This window comes from Martelella limonii, from assembly GCF_013344475.1.
Taxonomy (GTDB): Bacteria; Pseudomonadota; Alphaproteobacteria; order Rhizobiales; family Rhizobiaceae; genus Martelella; species Martelella limonii.
This window is the reverse complement of sequence record NZ_JABUOU010000007.1, coordinates 155218-176335: the sequence shown is the minus strand read 5'-3', so window position 1 is coordinate 176335 and position 21118 is coordinate 155218. Positions and strand designations below refer to the sequence as shown.

Genomic DNA, 21118 nt, shown 5'->3' with positions numbered 1-21118 from the left:
CATGTGTGCCGGCCCGTTTGAAGAGAAGGGGCCGGACAATCAGGCCATGCCGCCGTTCGCGGGGGAGGTCGTGCCTGAGGCGACGCGCTCGCCCTATTTCTTCAGGTCGTCATCCCGGCGAAGCTCATCAACAGCCTCATTCCATAGGCGAAGACAGCCAGAGCGAGAACGCTCCCGGCCCAGATGGCGATCAGCCAGCCGATCCGGCTCAGCCATTTGTTGCGGGTCTCAGGAAGGTCGCGCATCAGTGATATCCTTCTCCGGCGCGAACCTTGCCGCGGAACACGTAATAGGACCATGCGGTGTAGGCGAGGATGAAGGGGATGATGAACAGCGCCCCGACAAGCGCAAATCCCAGGCTCTCGGGTGGCGCTGCCGCCTGCCAGATCGAGACGCCCGGCGGGATGATGTTCGGCCACAGGCTGATGGCGAGCCCCGAATAGCCCACGAACAGCAGAAAAAGGGAGAGGATGAAGGGCGCTGCATGGCTTTTGCCGGCAAGCGTCTTCAGCAGAAGAAAGACCGCCAGCAGAACCAGCAGGGGAACAGGCAGGAAGAAGATCAGGTCGGGCAGCGTGAACCAGCGCTCGGCGACGTCGGGATGGGCAAGCGGCGTCCACAGGCTGACGAGCGCGATCGCGCCGAGCAGGGCTAGCGTGATCGGCCTGCCGAGCTGCCGCATTCGATCCTGCAGCGCCCCCTCTGTCTTCATCACCAGCCAGGTCGTTCCCAAAAGCGCATAGGCGACCAGAAGGGCGGCCCCGGTGAACAGGCTGAACGGCGTCAGGAAGGCCAGCGCACCGCCGGCATAGACCCCGTTCTCCATCGCAAAACCGTTGATGAAGGCGCCAATCGCGACCCCCTGGAAGAAGGTCGCGATATAGGAGCCCCAGGCGAAGGCCTTGTCCCAGAATGGCCGGTGCGCCTCATCTGCCTTGAAGCGGAACTCGAATGCGACGCCGCGCCAGATCAGCCCGGCCAGCATCAGGATCAAGGGGAAATAGAGCGCGCTCAGGATCGTGGCATAGGCCAGCGGAAAGGCGGCCAGCAGTCCGGCGCCGCCAAGCACCAGCCAGGTCTCGTTGCCATCCCAGACCGGCGCGACACTGTTGACCATGACGTCCCGATCCTCCTTTCCCTTTACGAAGGGAAAGAGAATGCCGATGCCGAGGTCAAAACCGTCCATGATCACATACATCATCAACCCGAAGCCGATGATGATCGCCCATAGAAGAGGCAGGTCGATACCCATGTTCATATCCTCTCAGTTGATCGACGGATCGGTGTTGTCGGGCGCCGCCGACAGCGGCCGCGATGGGCGTTGACTTTGTCCGGGCGTCTGCGGAGGGTTATCGTTCCTGCTGACGCCGGGCCCCTTGGCGACAAGCTTCAGCATGTAGCCGACGCCGACGCCGAAGACGCAGAAATACATGACGATGAACATCAGCAGCGTGACCGACAAGGCGAGCGCCGAGTGGTTCGAGACCGCATCCGAGGTTCGCATCACGCCATAGACGACCCAGGGCTGTCGGCCGATTTCGGTGGTGAACCAGCCTGCGAGAATGGCGATCAGGCCGCTCGGCCCCATGACGGTGGCAAAGCGCAGGAACAAGCGGTTTTCATATAGCCTCCCGCCACGGCGCAGCCACAGCGCCCAGGCGCCAAGAGCGAGCATCAGAAAGCCGAGACCGACCATGATCCGGAACGACCAGAATACGACGGTGGAATTGGGGCGGTCCTCCGGCGGGTATTCGCTGAGGCCGGGAAACTGGCCGTCAAGGGTATGGGTGAGGATGATGCTGCCCAGATGGGGGATCTGGACAGCATATTTGGTTTCCTCGGCTTGCATGTCCGGCCAGCCGAACAGGGTCAGCGGCACGCCCTTCTCGCCGGGTTCGTTGCGCCAGTGGCCTTCGATCGCCGCGATCTTGGCGGGCTGGTACTCCAGCGTATTCAAGCCGTGCTGATCGCCGACGGCGATCTGGATCGGAGTCACGACGATCAGCATCCACATCGCCATGGAGAACATCTTGCGCACATGTGCATCGTTGCGTCCGCGCAGGAGATGCCATGCACCGGAGGCGCCCACGAACAGCGCGGTTGCCAGAAAGGCGGCAATGGTCATATGCAGCAGGCGGTAGGGGAAGGATGGGTTGAAGATCACCTTCAGCCAGTCCGTCGGCACGATCACGCCATTGACGATGTCGTAGCCCTGCGGCGTCTGCATCCAGCTGTTGGAGGCGAGAATCCAGGTTGCCGAAATCAGCGTGCCGATCGCGACCATGATGGTGGAAAAGAAGTGCAGCCCCGGGCCGACCCTGTTCCAGCCGAACAGCATGACGCCGAGAAAGCCGGCCTCCAGGAAGAACGCCGTCAGCACCTCATAGGCCAGAAGCGGTCCGGTGACCGACCCGGCAAAAGCAGAGAAGTAACTCCAGTTCGTGCCGAACTGGTAGGCCATGACGAGGCCGGAGACGACGCCCATCGCAAAATTGACGGCAAAGACCTTGGTCCAGAAATGGTAGAGATCGCGATAGACCGTATCCTTCTTCCACAGCCAGAGCCCCTCCAGCACCGCCAGGAAGCTGGCGAGCCCGATGGTGATGGCCGGAAAGATGATGTGGAACGACACGGTAAAGCCGAACTGGATGCGCGCGAGTTCAAGGGCGGTCAGGCCGAACATGAAAGTGCTCCTTCTGAAGCCTGGAAAATGGCTCGGGTTGCGGCCAAGGGGTGGTCAATGCGGTCGGCAAGAAGGCAAAGCCCTGCCTCCGGCCCGTCGCGATCGGGCGCGACGCCAGGCGAAGGTCTCACTGCCTCGACGGGATGGGCGAGGGTTGCGAACGCCGCGGCGGGGAAGATCGAAACGCCCGAACTGGTCTCGGAGCGGATCGCGCTGGCGCGTGTCACGATTTCCGCATCGACGACCGAAGCCACTGCAATCTCGCTCTGCGCGGGCAGCCGCTCACAGCGCGCAGCCCGGCCCGGCGGGACGTCGTTCCCGATCAGTCGCTTTTTCCGCATCTCTTGGCGCCTCTACCGTCCATACAAAGATGATATATTGTATGGTTAAATTTGTAAAGGCGACTGTGTTCCGGTGATCGTGCTCGCCAACTATACAGCTGATAAGATAGCATAAAATTGCTTTCCGAAAAGCTTTAAAACCGCGCGCGATGGGTGTATGGGCGAAAGTCGTTGCATTAGAGGCATACAATAGCTATTTTCGGGGAAGTGTATGGCTATTCGGAGTCTCCTGATCCGGCCAACGCAGGACCGCACATTGCAGGTGGCAATATCATGACGAATTACGATGACAGGTTTCAGGCTCTGCTTTCGGAGCTGAAACTTGATGGACGCTACAGGACATTCGCGGAGCTTGAACGTATCGCAGGCGCTTTCCCGGCGGCGCTGCGGCACAGGCCGGATGGCACCACGCAGCGGGTGACCGTCTGGTGCAGCAATGATTATCTCGGCATGGGCCAGCACCCCGATATTCTCGACGCAATGCATCGTGCGATCGATCTTTCCGGCGCGGGAACAGGCGGCACGCGCAATATTTCCGGCACCAATCATCAGCATGTCGCGCTGGAAAGCGAGCTTGCCGACCTGCATGGCAAGGAGGCGGCGCTGATCTTCACGTCAGGCTGGATTTCAAATCTGGCCGCGCTCGGCACGCTTGGCCGCATCCTGCCGGATTGCGCGATCTTCTCCGACGCGCTCAATCACAATTCGATGATCGAGGGCATCAGGCGCTCCGGCGCCGAGCGTTTCATCTTCCGCCACAATGATGTTGCCCACCTTGAGGAACTGATGGCGGGAATTGATCCTGCCCGGCCGAAAATCGTCGCCTTCGAGAGCGTCTACAGCATGGACGGCGATATCGCGCCGATCGCGGCGATCTGCGACGTCGCCGACCGTTACGGCGCGATCACCTATCTCGACGAGGTCCATGCCGTCGGTCTCTACGGACCCGAGGGCGGCGGCATCGCCGACCGCGAAGGCCTCGCCGACCGGCTGACGATCATCGAAGGCACGCTTGCCAAGGCCTTCGGGGTGATGGGCGGCTATGTCGCGGGCCCGGCGCTGCTGGTCGATGTGATCCGCTCGATGGCGGACAGCTTCATCTTCACCACCTCCCTCTGTCCGCATCTCGCCGCCGGCGCCCTTGCGGCGGTGCGCCATGTCCGGACCCATCCGGAGGAGCGCACCCGACAGGCGGAAAATGCTGCCGCACTGAAGGCCATGCTCCAGGCCGCCGGGATCCCGGTACTCGATACGCCAAGCCACATCCTGCCCGTGATCGTGGGCGATGCGCATCTCTGTCGCGAGATCTGCGCGCGTCTTCTCGATCAGCACGACATCTATGTCCAGCCGATCAACTATCCCACGGTAGCCCGGGGGCAGGAGCGCCTGAGGATCACGCCGACGCCGTTTCACACCCAAGATCACATGCTCGCTTTGACGCAAGCGCTCTCCGAAGCCGGGCAGGCGCTCGACTGGCTCGGCAAGGCCCGTCACGTCGCCTGAGGCCGTACAATTTCGCGATCGAACGCATAAAACAACACAAAGTGACAGAGTCAAAACGATGAACTGGATTCCCATAGTCCTTATAATATTCAAGTTTGGCGTACTCGCCGCGACCATCTTCTACTCACTGAAGTCACACCGTGATGGAGAAAGGGAGCAAGCAAGAGAGAGAGAAGCCAAAAGGCAGCGGGAAAAGGTCGAGCACACCGTTGATCCCTCAGCGCCCGACTTGAAGGTCGGCGGTTGACAACACGGAGGGCGAACTGGCCGGCCTGCAAGGCAAGGAGCGCGTGTTAACCTTCACATCAGGCTGGATTTCCAATCTGGCTGCGGCGGCACGCTTGGCCGCATGATGCGCTCTTTAAGGCCGGGCAGGTGCTTGGCTGGCTCGGCGCGACCCGCCGGGTTGCCTGACGCCTGCGCGCTCGACCGCGCCGAACTGGCGGCCGGACCGACCCTCTTATCGATCTGCTTCCGCTGCGCATACTCGGTGTTCGATGGCGGCGCTTGGGTCGAGCATGCCTTCCTGTCCTCGAGAAAGCCGAGGAAGGGAAGTGTATCGTGAGAGAGAGATCATGGTTTGGAGGTGACCCCTGCCTGAGCGGAAAGCGCCCCTTCGAGGCACCGGCTTCAGTCGCCGCAAGAGCGGCTGTTTTAGGGTCTGGAAAGGCGGCATCCAGTCAGCGTGGCACCCAGGCGTTAGTGTCCTTGAAAGGGAGCTTCGTGCGCGATCTTTTCGGCGATGAAGTCGATGAAGGCGCGTGTGGCGGCTGGCAGGTGCCGCCGCGACGCATAGATCGCGTAGAGCGATAGCGCGAGAGGTTCCCATTCGGGCAATACATGGACCAGCTCTCCGCTGGCGATATAGGGGCGGGCGGCGAAGACCGGCAGCATGACAACGCCCAGCCCCTCCAGTGCCGCACGGGCAAGGATCAGGGTCTCGTTGGTCTGCAACGGGCCATCGACCTCGATCCGGGCGGTGCGCCCAGGACCAGAAAGGGTCCAACTGCCGCCGCCGAATTGCGCAAAGGTCACGCAAGGGCAGGCGGCAAGCGCCTCAGGGGCTTCCGGCAGGCCGATCCGCGAGATGAGGGCAGGGGCGGCGCAAAGCACCGACTTGACGCCGCCGAGCCGACGCGCGATCACGGCGCTGTCCAGCGACCCGCTGATCCGCAGGGATACGTCGATCCGATCCTGGACGAGATCGACCAGCCGGTCAGTGACCTGCAGATCGATCGATACCTTCGGATAACGACTGGCGAAATCGGGCGCCATGGGCAGGAAGATCACGTCGGCCAGCATTCCGGGCATGGCAACGCGCAACTGTCCCTGGGGCGTCCCGTCATCAGACGCCTGGCCGGATATGCCGTTTGCGATTTCTACCAGCTTCCGGCAGCGGACAAGCGCCCGCTCTCCGGCGGTTGATAGCGACATGTGACGGGTCGAGCGGTGCAGAAGGCGTGTTCCGGCCCAGTCTTCCATCGCGGCGAGATAGCGGGACGCCATGGCGCGCGACATTCCAAGCGCCTCGGCGGCGGCCGTGGCGCTGCCACGTTCGACCGTTTCGATGAAGACTTCCGCGGCGATGATCCGATCCAGCATCTATTCGCTCATATCATGCAACAGTGTTGGCAATAATAGCCCATATATCTTCAAAACAGGAAAAAATATAAGGGCGTCAATTACGCACAAGCATAAGGATGCCTGAGATGTTTCATCTTACCTACCTTTTCGATCCGCTCTGCGGCTGGTGCTATGCGGCTGCGCCTCAGCTGAAGCGCGTCGCCGAGACCTATGGCGAGCGGCTGACGCTGATGCCGACTGGCCTTTTTGTGCCGCCCCGCCCCGTCTCCGCGATCGCGGACCATGCCCGCGCCAATGACGGCCGCATCCAGGCGCTGACCGGCCAACCCTTCAGCGAGGCCTATCATCAAGGTGTGATGCGTGCGCCGGGCGGCGTGTTTTCATCTCAGGCGCTGACCCTCGGCCTCGTCGCGCTGGGCCAGATCGACCCCGCCCTCGAACCGCTGTTCCTGCATGCGGCGCAAAAGGCCCGTTACGTCGACGGTCTGGACACGGCCCGTGCCGATGTGGTGGCCGCCATTGCTGAGACGGTTGCCGGCCGCTTCGGGATCGAACGCGACTCAGTGGCGATTCAGGCAGCGATCGAAGGCGACGCGGCGCTGAAAGAGGCGACCGACCGCCGCATTTCCGACGCGCTCGCATTGATGGCGAAGCTCGGCGTCCATGGCGTCCCGCAGCTCGTCGTTACCGATCGGCACGGGGCACGGATCATCGACAGCCAGACCCTCTATTCGGGCGGCGACGCCGTTCTTGCCGCGCTCGAACAGCCTGCGCGAGCCTGACACGAAAAATCTTCCCGAGCGTCGCGCTTATAGAGCCATCCGGCAAAGCTGGAAAGCGCCTCCAAAGGGCGTAATCGTCATCAGATGAGCGCGACCTCACGGGCAATTGGCGGCCGCCCGAGCGCGCCAAGTGGGTTTCGTGCGACAACAGCGTTGAGGGCATTGGCGATGATGCTTTGCGTCATGCTCGCAATGACATGGCGTCGGACAGAGTGCGGGCAGCACCCAGCCATCAGCGACCTCCGTCGGGCATCCACCGCATCAGTTTGCGACCCTTAATCATCGTCAGCGTGAAATGACGGGAAAGCCCGTATTTTATGGTCAGAGTATCCCGCCTCCAGCCTGTTCCCGAAGAAGGAGCGGGGACATTCGGGCTGTCGGTGCGCGTCGCATGGAGCCACTTGCGCGCTGATCCGGATGTGCTAATTTTGAATGACTTGTTAGGCAATGAAATTTTGGAGGCGAGGTCGCACTCTCCGTCATTGGCAGCTGCTTACCGCGAAGAGCGGATAAAGCCCTTGTTCGCGTTGGCCGATGCGAATGTCGGAGCGGAGGCAGGTGAATTCCGGGATGCCTGTCGGCTCTCGCCTCGTTCGAGGTCTCGCCGCTCATCGTCATGATGGGGGAGACGCTCATTTTCGGGAGGCCCCGCGCCGTCGATATTCCCTTCTACATTCTGGCCCATGTCGATCTCGGATGGAACGGCCTGGTCGTCACGCGCTTCTGAACGGCCGGGAGCGAAATCCGCGCGAAAGCGCGCCATCAGGAAGAATGATCATGCAGCCAAAGCAGAATGGCAGGACACATGTCGTCATCGTAGGCGGAGGCATCGCGGGGCTGGCCCTCGCGACAAGACTTGGCCATCGACTGGGCTTGCGGGGCGAGGCGTAGATCTCGCTCGTAGACCGCAACCTATGGCATGTCTGGAAGCCGATGCTGCACACATTCGCCGCCGGCACGGCCAACGCCTATCAGGAGAAGATTTCCTATCTGGCCCATGCGGCAACGCACGGCTTCGGTTTCATCCCGGGAACGATGACGGATGTCGATGTGCGTCAAAGGCGGATCGTGCTCGCGCCGATCCTGTCCGAGGAGGGAGCGGAGGTGCTGGCCGAGCGGTCCTTACCTTACGATTTCCTGGTTCTAGCCGGGGGCAGCCGCGCGAATGACTTCGGCACACCGGGCGTTGCCGAGTGGTGCCAGTTCATCGATGATCTGCATGAGGCGCAGAACTTCAACCGGCTCTTCTACGACGATCTCCTGCGCGCCGCCGAAATGGGCACGCCATTGAACATCGCCATCGTCGGCGGCGGCGCGACCGGCGTCGAGCTCGCCGCGGAGGTTCACCAGCTTGTCGCGATCGCCAAGGGCTACGGCAGCGGTCTGGATCCAAAGCTCGGGATCACGCTGATCGAGAGCGGTCCCCGCATCCTCGCCGCCTTTCCCGAAAGCGTCGCCGCCGGAGCGCACAAGCAGCTGTCCGAGCTCGGCGTCCGGGTGCTCACCTCGACGCGCGTTGTCACGGCGGATGAGAATGGCTTTGTCTTGGCCGATGGCCGTCGCATCGATTCGAGGCTTCGGGTCTGGGCGGCGGGGATCAGGGCGCCCGGCCCCTTTGCTGGCATCGGCGAATTCGAGCATGCCCGATCGGGGCAGATCGTCGTTGGACCAGATCTGCGCGTCAAAGGCACCGATAACGTCTTCGCGATCGGGGATTGTGCGAGCCTGACGGTCGCGCCATCGGACCGGCCTCTGCCCCCGACCGCCCAGGTGGCCCGCCAGCAGGCCCTTCATCTTGCCAGGCACCTGCCGGCTTCGCTCCAGGGCCGACCGATTCCGCCTTTCAGGTTCCGCGATCTGGGTTCGCTGGTGTCGCTTGGCAAATACAATGCCTTCGGCACGCTCGGACGTCAGGGGTTCTACAAAGGCGGCTTCATTCAAGGCCAGTTCGCCCGGCTGAGCCACGCCGCGCTTTACCGGCTGCATCAGGTGGAGTTGCATGGAGCGTGGCGCGCTGCATTGCTGTGGCTGTCCGCCATGGTCGCGGCATCGGTGCGCCCGAATATCCGCGTCGACTAGACGGGGCGCACGACGCCGGGCCGGAGACGCGTTTTTGCAATGCGGGACGAAACCGCCTCGGAGCGGCATCCCGGCACCAACCGGGTGTCGCTCCAGAGTGTTTTGGAGTTCGACGGGTTGGAGAGGGACACACGCCGGATCTGCCAACCAACTCCATGCTTTCGGAAATTCTGGGCACCAAGTCGCATGGTGCCCGCGCGCCGTCGCGGCTTTCAGGGCCAAGGCCAATGCTTCGATTTGAATTTTCAGGCGATCTGCGGTAACGCTCGTGAGCCAGAATGACATCGGAAGTATCCGTAGGGGAGGACGGACTTCAAATGATGCCCCGATCGAAAAATTATCCTTTCTTTCCGCGCCTCCCATGTTCTCCTTGCAACAATCTTGCAGCAGCATGCGCAGAGGTGCTTTCATGAGCTCTTCCCCGCTTCTTGAAATGGAAGCCATCTCGAAGACCTTTGGTCCGGTGAAGGCGCTTTCCGATGTCGCGATCACGGCCTATGGCGGTGAGGTGCATGCGCTCATGGGCGAGAACGGCGCCGGCAAATCCACTTTGATGAAGATCCTTTCCGGCGCCTATGTCCCGGACAAGGGCGGCTCCATCCTCGTTGGCGGAGAAGCGATGCCGACCGGCAATCCGAAAGCGGCCAAGGCGCGCGGCGTCGCGGTGATCTATCAGGAACTTTCGCTCGCTCCCAATCTGACGGTTGCCGAGAACATCTTTCTGGGAGCGGAGCGTGCGCGGGCCGGCATCGTCAATCGCGCTGAAATGCGGGACGCGACCAGGCCAATTCTGAAGCGGCTTGGTGTCAATTTTTCACCGTCGACGATTGTTGGAAGCCTGTCGCTCGGGGAGCGGCAATTGGTGGAGATCGCGCGCGCCATGTCCACCAATGCCCGGATCATTGTCATGGACGAGCCGACCACCTCGCTTTCGAGCCGGGAGACGGAACGCCTTTTCGAGGTGATTGCAGCGCTGAAGGCAGATGGCATCGCGATCATCTATATCAGCCACCGCATGGATGAAATCTACCGCCTTGCCGACCGCTGCTCGGTGCTGCGCGACGGGCGCTATATCGGAACGCTCACCCGTGACCAGCTGAGCGCGGAGCGCCTGATCTCGATGATGGTGGGCCGCGAGCTTTCATCCTTTTATACCAAGGAGCATGTGGACCACGGCGAAGACAGCGAAGTCGTCCTCGAGGTGCAGAACATGAGCGCTGGCACCAAGGTAAAAGACTGCTCCTTCCGTGTGTGCAGGGGCGAGGTTTTGGGTATTGCGGGGCTCGTGGGTTCCGGCCGCACGGAGCTTGCGCGGTTGATCTACGGTGCTGACAGGGCAAGCGCCGGCAAGGTTTTTCTGAATGGCACCGAGGTCACCCCGCACAGCCCCGGCGCTGCCCTTTCCGAAGGCATCGTATACCTGACCGAAGACCGCAAGCAGCTTGGTCTTTTTCTGGATATGACGATTGCCGACAACATCAATGTCTGCGTGATGGGAAAAGATGCCGGACCGGGCGGCATGCGTAATTTCCGTGCAGCACGCGATCGTGCAAGGCGTCAGTTCGAGGCGCTCTCCATCCGCGCGCATTCGCCTTTCGCCAATGTCGGATCGCTGTCGGGCGGCAATCAGCAAAAGGTGCTGCTTGGCCGGCTGCTGGAGGTGCATCCCAAGGTCATCATTCTTGATGAGCCGACGCGCGGGGTCGATGTCGGGGCGAAATCGGAGATCTACAGGATCATCGATGAGCTGGCGCGGCAGGGACTTGCCATCATCATGATCTCAAGCGAGCTGCCGGAGATCATCAACGTGGCAGACCGCGCAATCGTCATGCGCGAGGGCAGGATTGCGGGTGAGGTCAGGTCAGCTGCCGGCAAGCCGATCGAGCAGGAAGCAATTATGCGGTTGTCGACCGGTACACGGTCCGCCGCCTGAAGAGGGAAGGCCGTAGGGCCAGGGAGACGAGTATGAGTGAAGCCGGGAGCGGATCGTCGGGAAGCAGGTCCCTGAATTTCAGCGCGTTGGCAAAGACGGTGGGCATGCTGCCGGTGCTGATCCTGCTTGCAATCGGATTTCAGCTGCTGACGGGCAAGTTTCTTGCGGTCAACAATCTTTCGATCGTTCTGCAGCAGGCCTCGATCAACATCGTGCTGGCGGCGGGCATGACCTTCGTCATCCTGACCGGCGGCATCGACCTTTCGGTTGGCTCCATTCTTGCGGCTTCGGCCATGGCAGCGGTGATCTTTTCGCTCATGCCGGAGCTTGGATGGCTCGGCGTGCCGGCAGGGCTGGGGCTGGGGCTGTTTTTCGGGCTCGCCAACGGCTCGCTGGTGGCCTTGTTGCAGCTGCCGCCCTTCATCGTGACCCTTGGATCATTGACGGCGGTGCGCGGTGTGGCGCGTCTGATGGGCCAAGATACGACGGTCTTCAATGGCGATCTGCCGTTTGCGATCATCGGTAACGGAGACATTCTGGGGGTGCCGATTCTCGCCATTCTGGCGCTGGCCGTCATTCTCGTCGCCTGGTTCATTCTTCGCCGCACCGTTCTGGGCACCTGGATTTATGCAGTGGGCGGAAACCAGGAGGCTGCCCGGTTGACGGGGATCAAGGTGCCGGTCGTCCTGTTGTTCGTCTACGGCTTCTCAGGCCTGATGGCCGGTCTCGGCGGGGTCATGTCCGCCGCGCGCCTCTATGCCGCCAATGGCCTGCAGCTCGGTCAATCCTACGAACTTGATGCCATTGCCGCCGTCATTCTTGGAGGAACCAGTTTCATCGGCGGCGTCGGCTCCATCTGGGGCACGCTGATCGGTGCGCTGATCATCGCTGTTCTTTCAAACGGCCTCATTCTGACAGGTACGTCCGATATCTGGCAGTTCATCATCAAAGGCCTCGTAATCATTGCCGCCGTGACGCTTGACCGGTTCCGCGGCAGGAGTTCCGGCACGACCTGACCCGTGCCCGAAAACCCGAAGAAAACCAAAGTGGAGGAAGACTACATGCGTATTTCGAAAAAGATCCTTTTTGCCGGGGCGGCGGCGCTTGCCCTGACGACCGGCAGCCTTGCTGCCCAGGCCGAGGACAAGCCCTTGAACAGCATCGGCATTTCCGTCGGTCTTCTGGGGAACCCCTTCTTCGTCGCGACCATCAAGGGTATTGAGGATCGCGCCCGCGAGATCAACCCGGATGTTGAAATCACGTCGGTCTCCGCCGACTACGACCTCAACAAGCAGGTCAGCCAGATCGACAGCTTCATCGCGAAGGGCGTCGACATCATCATGCTGAATGCGGTTGACGACACCGCGATTGCGCCTGCGGTACAGCGTGCGAAGAAGGCGGGCATCACCGTTGCGGCCTTCGACGTGTCGGCACCCGGCGCCGATGTCACGGTCATGACCGACAATATCGCCGCCGGCAAGAAAGCCTGCCAGTACATTGTCGATGCGCTCGACAGCAAAGGCAATGTCGCCATCATCAAGGGCCCGTCCTCTTCGTCGCTGAACGACCGGTTCTCCGGCTGCATGGATGTGTTCAAGGCCAATGACGGCATCAATGTCGTTTCTAACGATCAGAATGGCGGCGCGGCGCGCGAAGGCGGCATGAACGTGATGCAGGGCCTGCTGACCCGCTATTCCGATCTCGACGCCGTCTTCGGCGCGAATGACCCGATGGCGCTTGGCGCACAGCTTGCTGCAAGGCAGCTTGGCCGCGATGTCATCATTACCGGTGTAGACGGGGCGCCGGACACCGAAAAATCGCTGAAGGACCCGAATTCGCTGGTCAAGGCTTCCGCATCGCAGGACCCTTATCTGATGGCCGGTGAGGCACTCGAACTCGGCTACAAGTTCTTCAACGGCGAGGAGATAGCGGAGACCACCGTTCTGCTCGAGCCCGAACTCATCACGGCTGACAACATCAACAGCTACAAGGGCTGGACGGCGAAGCGCGACTGATAGAGGGGCGGGCCATGTCGCATTGGACCATGTCGCATTGGGCCATGTTGCATTGGGGCATGTCGGATTGCCGTCATGGCCCGCTCCAGCTCGCGGCGCGCGTCGGGAAATGAAAGGCGCGTTCCCGCACCATCTCTTTACCCTCATTTTCAAATTGCTCAGCCGACGCGTCTCCTCGGGTACGGGTCAGAGGGCTTAGACGTTGACCAGACATCCCGGTTTTCTTCACCCGGCAGATCAGGTCAATTCTGCAGACGCCAGCGCACGGGGCGCGGTCGGCTTCCAGATCAGCGGCGTCCTCAAGGCCGATCTGAAGGCGAATGATCGGGCCTCTTTCCTTCCACAGCCGAAGGCTGCGCGATCGCGGATGGACGGGCAGAACAAGGCTTTCATAGCCACCCAGCTGAACCCAATCCTGAACATGTAGAGCGTGTCCATGAACCGGCGGGCGACATCCGGAACCTTCGAGGCGAGCACAATGGAGTTGACAAAAGGCGGGATTTGAACTTTTCTTGTAAAGCGGTTTAGTAAATCGCTTTACAAAATGAAACTGAGAAGGTCGCAAAGGCCTTCCGAGGGCGAACGAGATGGCAAAGGCACCAGGCCTGAAAGATGTGGCGAAGGCTGCGGGCGTTTCCGTGGCGACGATTTCGCGTCTCCTGAACGGCTCACTGGTCCTGCCGGATGAAACGCGGATGCGCATCGAAACCGCCATCCACGATCTGGGCTATGTTCCGAACCCGCATGCACAGCGCCTCAGCCGCGGCCGCTCCGACATGATCGGACTCGTCATTCCCGATATCTCGAACCCGTTCTTCGCAATGCTCGTCGCCGCGATCGAGGAGGAGGCGGACAAGCTTGGTCTTGCCGTCTCGCTCAATGCCACGCTCAACCGGCCTGGACGCGAGAAGAAATATCTCGGTCTCATCGAGCATCACCACGTCGACGGGCTGATCTTCGTCACCAACCATCCGGATGATGGCGAGCTTGCAGCCCTGATCAACCGCACCGGAAAGGTTGTCATCGTCGACGAGGACGTACCGGGCGCCATGGTCCCCAAGCTGTTCTGCGACAATCACCAGGGCGGCTATCTTGCGGGACGGCATCTGGCCGAGTTCGGCCATAACAAGGTGGTCTTTGTCGGTGGACCCGAAGCGATGATTTCCACCACCCGCCGCCACGCAGGGCTCGAGCAGGGGCTTCGCGAGCGTTTTGGCGAAAACGTCGAGATCACCCGCTACTGCGGCGAATACACCGTTTCGGCCGGTCGTCATGCGGCGCGGCGTTTTCTCGACGAGAAGCTTCCGGCCACCGCGATCTTTGCCAGTTCCGACGAAATCGCGATCGGCATGATCGAGGTCCTCTATTCCGAGGGCGTCAGCGTTCCCGACCGGGTATCGGTCATAGGTTTCGACGATGTCGGCCCGCTCCACCTGTTTTCGCCGCCCTTGACGGCGGTGCGCCAGCCGGTCCGCTCGATCGGCGCGCGCGCCCTGTCTCTTCTTCTTGAAACCGATTGGCAGCAGTCCGGCTCCCTCGAACGGGAAGAACTGCTGCCCGTGGAAATCGTCGTGCGGAGTTCCGTCGCGCCGCCGGCGATCGAAAAAAAGCGACGCTCATAACCAAGCCAGAGGATGAACGCATGACTTTCAGATTTTCCCGCAGGACACTCCTTTCGACAGCGCTTGCCGCCGGTGTTTTGGCAGGCGGCCTTTCGACCGGCGCAGTCGCCGCTGACAAGACGTTCGCGCTTGTGCAGATCAACCAGCAGGCCCTGTTCTTCAACGACATCAATCGCGGTGCGGAAGAAAAGGCGAAGGAACTCGGCGTTGGACTGCAGATCTACAATGCCAATAACGACCCGGCGATGCAGAACAACGCTGTCGAAACCTACATTCAGGAAGGCGTGGACGGCCTTGCTGTCGTTGCGATCGACGTCAACGGTATCATGCCCGCCGTCGAGCAGGCCGATGCGGCCGGAATTCCGGTTGTCGCGATCGACGCGATCCTGCCTGAAGGCCCGCAGAAAGCCCAGATCGGTGTCGACAACGCCAAGGCTGGCGCAGACATCGGCGCCTATTTCCTCGACTATGTGAAGGCGGATATGGGCGGCAAGGCCAAGGTCGGCGTCGTCGGCGCCTTGAACTCCTACATTCAGAACGTGCGTCAGGAAGGCTTCCAGGGCGCAATCGAAGGTGTTGACGGCATCGAGCTTGCCGGCGTCGTGGATGGCCAGAATGTGCAGGATACAGCGCTTGCAGCGGCGGAAAACCTGATTACCGCCAACCCCGACCTGACCGCCATTTACGCCACTGGCGAGCCGGCCCTGATGGGTGCGATCGCCGCTGTCGAAAGCCAGGGCAAGCAGGACGACATCAAGATCTTCGGCTGGGACCTGACGGCCCAGGCGATCAACGGCATCGATGACGGCTTCGTCGTCGCCGTGATCCAGCAGGATCCGGCGCTGATGGGGGCTGCCGCCGTCGAGGCGCTCAACGATCTCTCCAGCGGCGAGACCGTCGAAGCTTCGATCTCGGTGCCTGTCACGATCGTCGACAACACCAATGTCGAACCTTACCGCGCTATCTTTAAATGATGTCGGATATCCAGCAAATGGGTGCCGCCGGCAGTGGAGGGGATGCCCCCCTCCGCTCGCCGGAGAGGCCCTCGAAAGAACCGGCCATTTCCCTTCGCGGCATAACCAAGACCTTCGGCTCGCATCAGGCGCTGCGCGGGGTCGACCTCGACCTTTATCCCGGCGAGTGCCTCGGCCTCGTCGGCGACAATGCCGCAGGGAAATCGACCCTCACCAAGATCATTTCCGGTACCTACATTCCAGACGGCGGCACGATCAGGATTGGCGGCGAAGCCGTCGCGCTGTCGGGACCGGCCGATGCCCGCAATCGCAACATCGAAATGGTGTTCCAGGATCTGAGCCTGTGTGACCATATCGATGTCGTGGGCAATCTGTTTCTCGGCCGCGAAATCTCCAGTGGCCTGTTTCTTGATCGCAAGAAGATGACGGTTGAGGCCGAGCGCATGCTCGAGGCGCTCGAGATCCGCATTCCGCGTCTTTCCGCCAAGGTGGAGAAGCTCTCGGGCGGTCAGCGTCAGGCGATCGCGATCGCGCGCGCTGCATCCTTCCAGCCGAAAGTCCTGATCATGGATGAACCGACCTCGGCGCTGGCCGTGGCGGAGGTGGAAGCCGTGCTGAACCTGATCAACCGGGTCAAGGCCAAGGGTGTTTCGGTCGTCCTGATCACCCACCGCCTGCAGGACCTGTTCCGTGTCTGCGACCGTATTGCCGTCATGTATGAAGGCACCAAGGTTGCCGAACGCATGATCGGCGACACCAGCCTCGAAGACCTCGTCCAACTCATTGTCGGGGGACAAAGACATTGAGCGCCTATACCGAACGCGCCAAGGGCTCGCCGATCATCGACTTTCTCGGTGAAAACGCCCAGGTGCTCTCCATCGCCTTCTTCTTCGCCGTCTGCTTCATCTTCTTCTCGGTCAGCACCGATACGTTCCTGACGACCGGCAACCTGCTCAATGTCATCCGGCAGGCAGCGCCGATCCTGATCGTCGCCATCGCCATGACCTTCGTGATCATCACCGGCGGTATCGACCTCTCCGTGGGCTCGATCATCGCGGTCATCAATGCGGTGGTCGCGATGATCATCGCCGCCGGCATGCCCTGGCCGCTTGCCATCGTCGCCATGCTGGCGCTCGGAGCCTTCATAGGACTGTTCCAGGGCTGGTTCGTCTCCTATCAGGGCATTCCCGCCTTCATCGTCACGCTCGCCGGCCTCTCGATCTTCCGTGGCCTCGCGCTTTATCTCACCAAAGGCTATTCGATCCCGATCCGCGATGTTGAGGGTTTTCTGTTCCTCGGCCGTGGTGAAGTGTTCGGCGTGCCGTTCCCGGCCATCATCGCGGTCATCGTCGCGATCATCGGCTATATCGTAATCTCGAAGACGCGCTATGGTCGCCAGGTTGTCGCCATCGGTTCCAATCTGGAGGCGGCACGCCGCGTCGGCATGCCTGCCAGATTCGTGCTGATGTCGGTCTACGTGCTTTCTGGCCTTGCCTGCGGACTGGCCGGCCTGTTGATGGCAGCGCGCCTCGGTTCCGGCTCATCCAACGCAGCCGTCGGGTTTGAACTGCAGGCAATCGCCGCCGTGGTTCTTGGCGGGACATCGCTGATGGGCGGTCGCGGCACCATCCTCGGGACCGTGCTTGGCACCATGACCATTGCCGTCATCGGAAATGGTCTGATCCTGATGCATATCTCGCCGTTCTTCACCCAGATCGTTACCGGGGCGATCATTCTTCTGGCGATCTGGCTTAACACCCGGATATTCGGCGCGAATTTCAGCTTCCGCCGGAGCAGGGGAGGGAAATGATGTCTGCAACCGAACTTTCCGAAGCCCATACGGGCTCCGGCAAGGTCATGACGGTCAACGGGCCGGTCAGTGCTGCCGATATCGGTGTGACATTGATGCACGAGCATGTGCTGAATGACTGCACATGCTGGTGGAACCCGCCTAGGACGCCGGAGCGGCAGTACCTCGCTGGCGGTTTCGTCTGCATGGAGATCCTGAGCGAGTTGCGTCAGGATCCCTTCGTCAACAAGCACAACATCACGCTTGATGATGAGAAGCTCGCGATTTCAGAACTGAAGCCGTTCGTCGATGCCGGCGGGCGCACGCTGGTCGAACCCACCTGCCAGGGCATCGGGCGCAATCCCGAAGCCATGCAGCGCATTTCGGCGGCCACGGGCCTCAACATCGTCATCGGCGCGGGATATTATCTGCAGGATTCCCACCCCGAAAAGCTCGCATCGATGTCGGAGAAGGATATTGCCGACGAGATCGTTGACGAGGCGACGGCCGGCATTGACGGCACGGGCGTAAAGATCGGGCTGATCGGCGAGATCGGCGTTTCCGCCGATTTTACTGAAGCAGAGCGCAAGTCTCTGCGCGGCGCAGCCCAGGCTCAGCGCCGCACCGGCCTGCCGCTGATGGTGCATCTGCCGGGCTGGTTCCGCCTCGGCCATGAGGTGCTGGATACGGTTGCGGGCGAGGGCGCGGACCTGAATCATACCGTGCTCTGCCACATGAACCCTTCCCATGACGATTTCACCTATCAGAGCGAACTCGCATCGCGCGGTGCCTTTATCGAGTACGACATGATCGGCATGGATTTCTTCTATGCCGACCAGCAGGTGCAGTGCCCGAGCGACGAGGAGTGTGCCCGTGCGATCGTCAGGCTGGTCGAGGCGGGCCATGGCGGACGTCTTCTCCTGTCGCATGACGTCTTCCTGAAGATGATGCTCACGCATTATGGCGGCAACGGCTATGCCTATGTGCTGCGCCACTTTCTGCCGCGCCTCGCCCGCCACGGGCTTGATCAGGCAATGCTTGTGCGGTTCATGACTGACAATCCGCGCGCGGTTTTCGACAGCGCCGTGCGATAGAGCATATCGCGGCCAGGTGGAAACACCTGACGATCGCGAAAATGCGCCAAGACAAAGAGATGGAGCTGTTTCGCGGTTTCCGTGAAATGCGGAACTGCTCTGAAATTCGAACAGAAACGGGACTGAAATGACAAAGAAAGTACTTCTGGTCGGTGAAAGCTGGGTCACCTCCGAAACCCATTACAAGGGGTTCGACCAGTTCGGCAGCGTCCACTTCCACCTTGGTGCCAAGCCGCTGGTCGATGCGCTGAAGGGCAGCGAATTCGAACTGACCTACATGACCGCCCACGAGGCTGCGGACGGCTTTCCCTTCGAGATGGAAGGGCTCGACACATATGACGTGATCATCCTGTCTGACATCGGCGCCAACACGCTGCTTCTGCCGCCCGCCGTATGGCAGCAGTCGAAGACTGTTCCCAATCGCCTGAAGCTGATCAAGGCCTGGGTAGAAAAGGGCGGTGGCCTGTTGATGTGCGGGGGCTACTTCTCGTTCCAGGGCATAGACGGCAAGGCGCGCTGGCGGCGGACCGCCGTCGAGGATGTGCTGCCGGTGACCTGCCTACCGTGGGATGACCGCGTGGAAATACCGGAAGGCACGACGCCCGACATCCTGCTGGCCGATCATCCGACGCTTGCGGGTATTTCAGGTGATTGGCCGGTCATGCTCGGCGTCAACGAGGTCGAGTTGCGCGAACGCGACGATATCGAAGTGGTTGCCCGTCTGCCGGAAGAACAGGGCGGTCATCCGCTGCTGGTGACAGGCCGGGCCGGCAAGGGCAGAAGCGCCGTCTGGACCTCGGATATCGGCCCGCACTGGCTTTCGCCCGCCTTCTGCGAATGGGACGGTTATGGCACGCTTTGGAAGAACATCCTCGGCTGGCTTGCCGAAACGGAATGACGAGACCGGGACGGACTTGCATTCCCAACGCGCCGGCGACCCCCTTAGCCGGCGAAAATCATCGCAAGTTCGTCCCGACTGGGAAAGGCCCGGCGCGTTCCGCGTCGGGCAACGGTCAGTGCAGATGCAGCGCTTGCGTGGGAAATGGCGCGCGCGTCGAGCACACCGCCACGATGGGCGGCCGATGCCAGTGCCGCGCCCATGAAAGTGTCGCCGGCGCCGGTGGTGTCGATGGCCGTTGCCTTGACGGCGGGGACGTGGACGAAGTCGCCGCCGCTCGTGCTCAAAATGGCGCCGTTGGTGCCCGCGGTCAGCACGACCTGGCGAATGCCGAGGCCATGAAGGGTTTCGGCGGCCGTCTGTCCGGTGCTGCCGGCAAGGCTCAGACTTTCGCTCTCGTTAAGAAAGACAATGTCGATGAAACGCCAGAGGCGATCGAAATACGGGCGAAGGGGCGACGGGTTGAAAACTGTCACCATGCCGCGTTCGCGGCCGCTCTTCAAAAGCGCCTCGGTCGTTGCGGCGTTGAGATTGCCCTGCATGACGAGAAAATCGCCGGGCTCTGCTTCGCCAAGCGCCTTCATTGCGACGTCAAGCGGCAGCGCTTCGGCGGCTTCGGTGGTGGTCACGTTCGCGTTCTCGCCGTCAGGCGTGGTCAGCACCATCGAGAAATCGGTCGATATGCCGGAAAGCCGCGAAAGCCTTGCATCAAGCGGTTCTTGGGCAAGCTGCTCGCAGATCGTTGCCGAACGGAAATCGTCGCCGGTGGCCGAAACGAGGGTGGTTTCAAGGCCGCCACGGGCCATGACAACGGCCTGGTTGGTGCCTTTGCCGCCCAGATCGCGGCTTACGATCCGGCCCAAGATCGAGACGCCGGGCTCCGGTAGCCCGTCGACTGAAATGGTTTCGTCAATAGCGGCATTACCAATCACGAACGCACGCATTTTTTAGCTTCCTGGAGAGTTTTATGCAGAAAATATCAGATGGAACTTCAAGCGCCATACGGGAAATATTTCAGGCTGACAAGGTTCTGCTTGGCATGATCCATTGCCCGTCCTTTCCCGGCTCCCCGCGTTACAGAGGCGCATCGGTCGATAGCATCTATGATGCGTGCATGCGGGATGCCGACGCCCTGATCGGCGGTGGCCTCGACGGACTGGTGATTGAAAATCACGGCGATATCCCGTTTTCCAAGCCGGAGGACATCGGCCATGAAACCGCGGCCTTCATGTCTGTGGTAACCGATCGGATCAAGACGGCAACCGGCGTTCCGCTTGGCATCAATGTGCTGGCGAATGCGCCGATCCCGGCGCTTGCGATCGCGCTTGCCGGCGGTGCGCACTTCATCCGCGTCAACCAGTGGGCCAATGCCTATGTCGCCAATGAAGGCTTCATGGAAGGCCGCGCCGGTGAGGCTCTGCGCTATCGTGCGCTGTTGCGCGCCGAACACATCAAGGTCTTTGCCGACAGCCATGTGAAACATGGTGCCCATGCGATCACCGCCGACCGCACCATTCCCGAACAGACCCGCGATCTCGCCTTCTTCGATGCCGATGTGGTGATCGCCACCGGCCAGCGCACCGGCAACGCGGCAACGATCGAGGAGATCGACGAAGTCCGCTCGGCAACGGACCTGCCGTTGATGGTCGGTTCGGGTGTCAACAAGGACAATATCGGCGACATCCTAGCCCGCACCAATGGCGTGATCGTCGCCTCTTCCCTCAAGGAAGGCGGTGTGTGGTGGAACCCGGTCGATCCGGAACGGGTCAGGACCTTCATGGACGCAGCGCGCCCCGCACTCGGCCGGGATTGAGGGGCCGC

Annotated in this window: 19 protein-coding genes; 13 read left to right on the top strand and 6 right to left on the bottom strand. The window is 61.3% G+C overall.

From position 1 onward, the window contains the following. Positions 1-101: 101 nt before the first annotated feature. The 4 genes from HPQ62_RS15245 to HPQ62_RS15230 are packed head-to-tail and all read right to left on the bottom strand — an operon-like array spanning position 102 to position 3024. Positions 102-245, bottom strand: coding sequence for a DUF2474 domain-containing protein (locus HPQ62_RS15245; RefSeq protein WP_174803423.1), 144 nt, complete (start codon positions 243-245; stop codon positions 102-104). After that, positions 245-1252, bottom strand: a complete 1008-nt coding sequence (gene cydB / locus HPQ62_RS15240) for a cytochrome d ubiquinol oxidase subunit II (RefSeq protein ID WP_174803422.1) — start codon at positions 1250-1252, stop codon at positions 245-247. Before cydB ends, HPQ62_RS15245 begins: the two co-directional genes overlap by 1 nt. Positions 1253-1264: 12 nt before the next feature. Continuing rightward, on the bottom strand, positions 1265-2683 hold the full coding sequence (locus HPQ62_RS15235; protein WP_174803421.1) for a cytochrome ubiquinol oxidase subunit I: 1419 nt from the start codon (positions 2681-2683) through the stop codon (positions 1265-1267). After that, a complete protein-coding gene (locus HPQ62_RS15230) occupies positions 2671-3024 on the bottom strand; it encodes a hypothetical protein (protein ID WP_174803420.1) in 354 nt (117 codons plus the stop codon). The genes HPQ62_RS15235 and HPQ62_RS15230 overlap by 13 nt, the downstream gene beginning before the upstream one ends. A 273-nt stretch (positions 3025-3297) precedes the next feature. On the opposite strand from HPQ62_RS15230, the gene hemA reads away from it, so the two are divergent. Continuing rightward, entirely contained in the window at positions 3298-4527 is a 1230-nt protein-coding gene (gene hemA / locus HPQ62_RS15225; protein WP_174803419.1) for a 5-aminolevulinate synthase, read from the top strand. 699 nt (positions 4528-5226) lie between these two features. Here hemA and HPQ62_RS15220 read toward each other — a convergent pair. Continuing rightward, the gene (locus HPQ62_RS15220) at positions 5227-6129 is read right to left on the bottom strand and encodes a LysR family transcriptional regulator (RefSeq protein WP_244629715.1); all 903 of its coding nucleotides are present in this window, start codon (positions 6127-6129) and stop codon (positions 5227-5229) included. A gap of 107 nt (positions 6130-6236) precedes the next feature. On the opposite strand from HPQ62_RS15220, the gene HPQ62_RS15215 reads away from it, so the two are divergent. The 11 genes from HPQ62_RS15215 (at position 6237) to HPQ62_RS15165 (ending at position 19297) form a co-directional block, all read left to right on the top strand. After that, the gene (locus HPQ62_RS15215; protein ID WP_244629714.1) at positions 6237-6893 is read left to right on the top strand and encodes a DsbA family protein; all 657 of its coding nucleotides are present in this window, start codon (positions 6237-6239) and stop codon (positions 6891-6893) included. 891 nt (positions 6894-7784) lie between these two features. Continuing rightward, a complete protein-coding gene (locus HPQ62_RS15210; protein ID WP_342343720.1) occupies positions 7785-8972 on the top strand; it encodes an NAD(P)/FAD-dependent oxidoreductase in 1188 nt (395 codons plus the stop codon). Between the two features lie 409 nt (positions 8973-9381). Further along, positions 9382-10905 (top strand): sugar ABC transporter ATP-binding protein, encoded by a 1524-nt coding sequence (locus HPQ62_RS15205; RefSeq protein WP_244629713.1) that lies wholly within the window; start codon positions 9382-9384, stop codon positions 10903-10905. A 32-nt stretch (positions 10906-10937) separates the two neighbouring features. Next, positions 10938-11921, top strand: a complete 984-nt coding sequence (locus HPQ62_RS15200; RefSeq protein WP_174803416.1) for an ABC transporter permease subunit — start codon at positions 10938-10940, stop codon at positions 11919-11921. A gap of 45 nt (positions 11922-11966) precedes the next feature. After that, positions 11967-12920: an ABC transporter substrate-binding protein gene (locus HPQ62_RS15195; RefSeq protein ID WP_174803415.1), complete on the top strand. Its 954-nt coding sequence runs from the start codon at positions 11967-11969 to the stop codon at positions 12918-12920. 587 nt (positions 12921-13507) lie between these two features. Then, entirely contained in the window at positions 13508-14542 is a 1035-nt protein-coding gene (locus tag HPQ62_RS15190; protein ID WP_174803414.1) for a LacI family DNA-binding transcriptional regulator, read from the top strand. Between the two features lie 20 nt (positions 14543-14562). Beyond that, positions 14563-15516 carry an ABC transporter substrate-binding protein gene (locus tag HPQ62_RS15185; RefSeq protein ID WP_174803413.1) on the top strand — a complete coding sequence of 318 codons (954 nt, stop codon included), beginning with the start codon at positions 14563-14565 and terminating at the stop codon, positions 15514-15516. Beyond that, positions 15513-16322: an ATP-binding cassette domain-containing protein gene (locus HPQ62_RS15180; RefSeq protein WP_174803412.1), complete on the top strand. Its 810-nt coding sequence runs from the start codon at positions 15513-15515 to the stop codon at positions 16320-16322. The genes HPQ62_RS15185 and HPQ62_RS15180 overlap by 4 nt, the downstream gene beginning before the upstream one ends. Beyond that, complete coding sequence (locus HPQ62_RS15175; RefSeq protein WP_174803411.1) at positions 16319-17326, top strand: ABC transporter permease; 1008 nt, start codon at positions 16319-16321, stop codon at positions 17324-17326. The genes HPQ62_RS15180 and HPQ62_RS15175 overlap by 4 nt, the downstream gene beginning before the upstream one ends. Beyond that, positions 17326-18399 carry a phosphotriesterase family protein gene (locus HPQ62_RS15170; protein WP_174803410.1) on the top strand — a complete coding sequence of 358 codons (1074 nt, stop codon included), beginning with the start codon at positions 17326-17328 and terminating at the stop codon, positions 18397-18399. Before HPQ62_RS15175 ends, HPQ62_RS15170 begins: the two co-directional genes overlap by 1 nt. A 127-nt stretch (positions 18400-18526) precedes the next feature. After that, a complete protein-coding gene (locus tag HPQ62_RS15165) occupies positions 18527-19297 on the top strand; it encodes a glutamine amidotransferase (protein ID WP_174803409.1) in 771 nt (256 codons plus the stop codon). Between the two features lie 44 nt (positions 19298-19341). Here the strand turns inward: HPQ62_RS15165 and HPQ62_RS15160 are convergent, their stop codons facing one another. After that, the gene (locus HPQ62_RS15160) at positions 19342-20241 is read right to left on the bottom strand and encodes a PfkB family carbohydrate kinase (protein WP_174803408.1); all 900 of its coding nucleotides are present in this window, start codon (positions 20239-20241) and stop codon (positions 19342-19344) included. Positions 20242-20264: 23 nt separating this feature from the next. Between HPQ62_RS15160 and HPQ62_RS15155 the strand changes: the two genes are divergently transcribed. Then, positions 20265-21110 (top strand): BtpA/SgcQ family protein, encoded by an 846-nt coding sequence (locus HPQ62_RS15155; RefSeq protein ID WP_174803407.1) that lies wholly within the window; start codon positions 20265-20267, stop codon positions 21108-21110. Positions 21111-21118: the final 8 nt, after the last annotated feature.

Excerpts from the sequence above, each read along its gene's own strand:
- HPQ62_RS15195 (WP_174803415.1), top strand. The coding sequence starts at position 11,967 with ATGCGTATTTCGAAAAAGATCCTTTTTGCCGGGGCGGCGGCGCTTGCC.
- HPQ62_RS15155 (WP_174803407.1), top strand. The coding sequence starts at position 20,265 with ATGCAGAAAATATCAGATGGAACTTCAAGCGCCATACGGGAAATATTT.
- HPQ62_RS15185 (WP_174803413.1), top strand. The coding sequence starts at position 14,563 with ATGACTTTCAGATTTTCCCGCAGGACACTCCTTTCGACAGCGCTTGCC.
- cydB (WP_174803422.1), bottom strand. The coding sequence starts at position 1,252 with ATGGGTATCGACCTGCCTCTTCTATGGGCGATCATCATCGGCTTCGGG.
- HPQ62_RS15230 (WP_174803420.1), bottom strand. The coding sequence starts at position 3,024 with ATGCGGAAAAAGCGACTGATCGGGAACGACGTCCCGCCGGGCCGGGCT.
- HPQ62_RS15235 (WP_174803421.1), bottom strand. The coding sequence starts at position 2,683 with ATGTTCGGCCTGACCGCCCTTGAACTCGCGCGCATCCAGTTCGGCTTT.
- HPQ62_RS15245 (WP_174803423.1), bottom strand. The coding sequence starts at position 245 with ATGCGCGACCTTCCTGAGACCCGCAACAAATGGCTGAGCCGGATCGGC.
- HPQ62_RS15165 (WP_174803409.1), top strand. The coding sequence starts at position 18,527 with ATGACAAAGAAAGTACTTCTGGTCGGTGAAAGCTGGGTCACCTCCGAA.
- HPQ62_RS15215 (WP_244629714.1), top strand. The coding sequence starts at position 6,237 with ATGTTTCATCTTACCTACCTTTTCGATCCGCTCTGCGGCTGGTGCTAT.
- HPQ62_RS15205 (WP_244629713.1), top strand. The coding sequence starts at position 9,382 with ATGAGCTCTTCCCCGCTTCTTGAAATGGAAGCCATCTCGAAGACCTTT.
- HPQ62_RS15180 (WP_174803412.1), top strand. The coding sequence starts at position 15,513 with ATGATGTCGGATATCCAGCAAATGGGTGCCGCCGGCAGTGGAGGGGAT.
- HPQ62_RS15160 (WP_174803408.1), bottom strand. The coding sequence starts at position 20,241 with ATGCGTGCGTTCGTGATTGGTAATGCCGCTATTGACGAAACCATTTCA.
- HPQ62_RS15220 (WP_244629715.1), bottom strand. The coding sequence starts at position 6,129 with ATGCTGGATCGGATCATCGCCGCGGAAGTCTTCATCGAAACGGTCGAA.
- hemA (WP_174803419.1), top strand. The coding sequence starts at position 3,298 with ATGACGAATTACGATGACAGGTTTCAGGCTCTGCTTTCGGAGCTGAAA.
- HPQ62_RS15190 (WP_174803414.1), top strand. The coding sequence starts at position 13,508 with ATGGCAAAGGCACCAGGCCTGAAAGATGTGGCGAAGGCTGCGGGCGTT.
- HPQ62_RS15170 (WP_174803410.1), top strand. The coding sequence starts at position 17,326 with ATGTCTGCAACCGAACTTTCCGAAGCCCATACGGGCTCCGGCAAGGTC.
- HPQ62_RS15200 (WP_174803416.1), top strand. The coding sequence starts at position 10,938 with ATGAGTGAAGCCGGGAGCGGATCGTCGGGAAGCAGGTCCCTGAATTTC.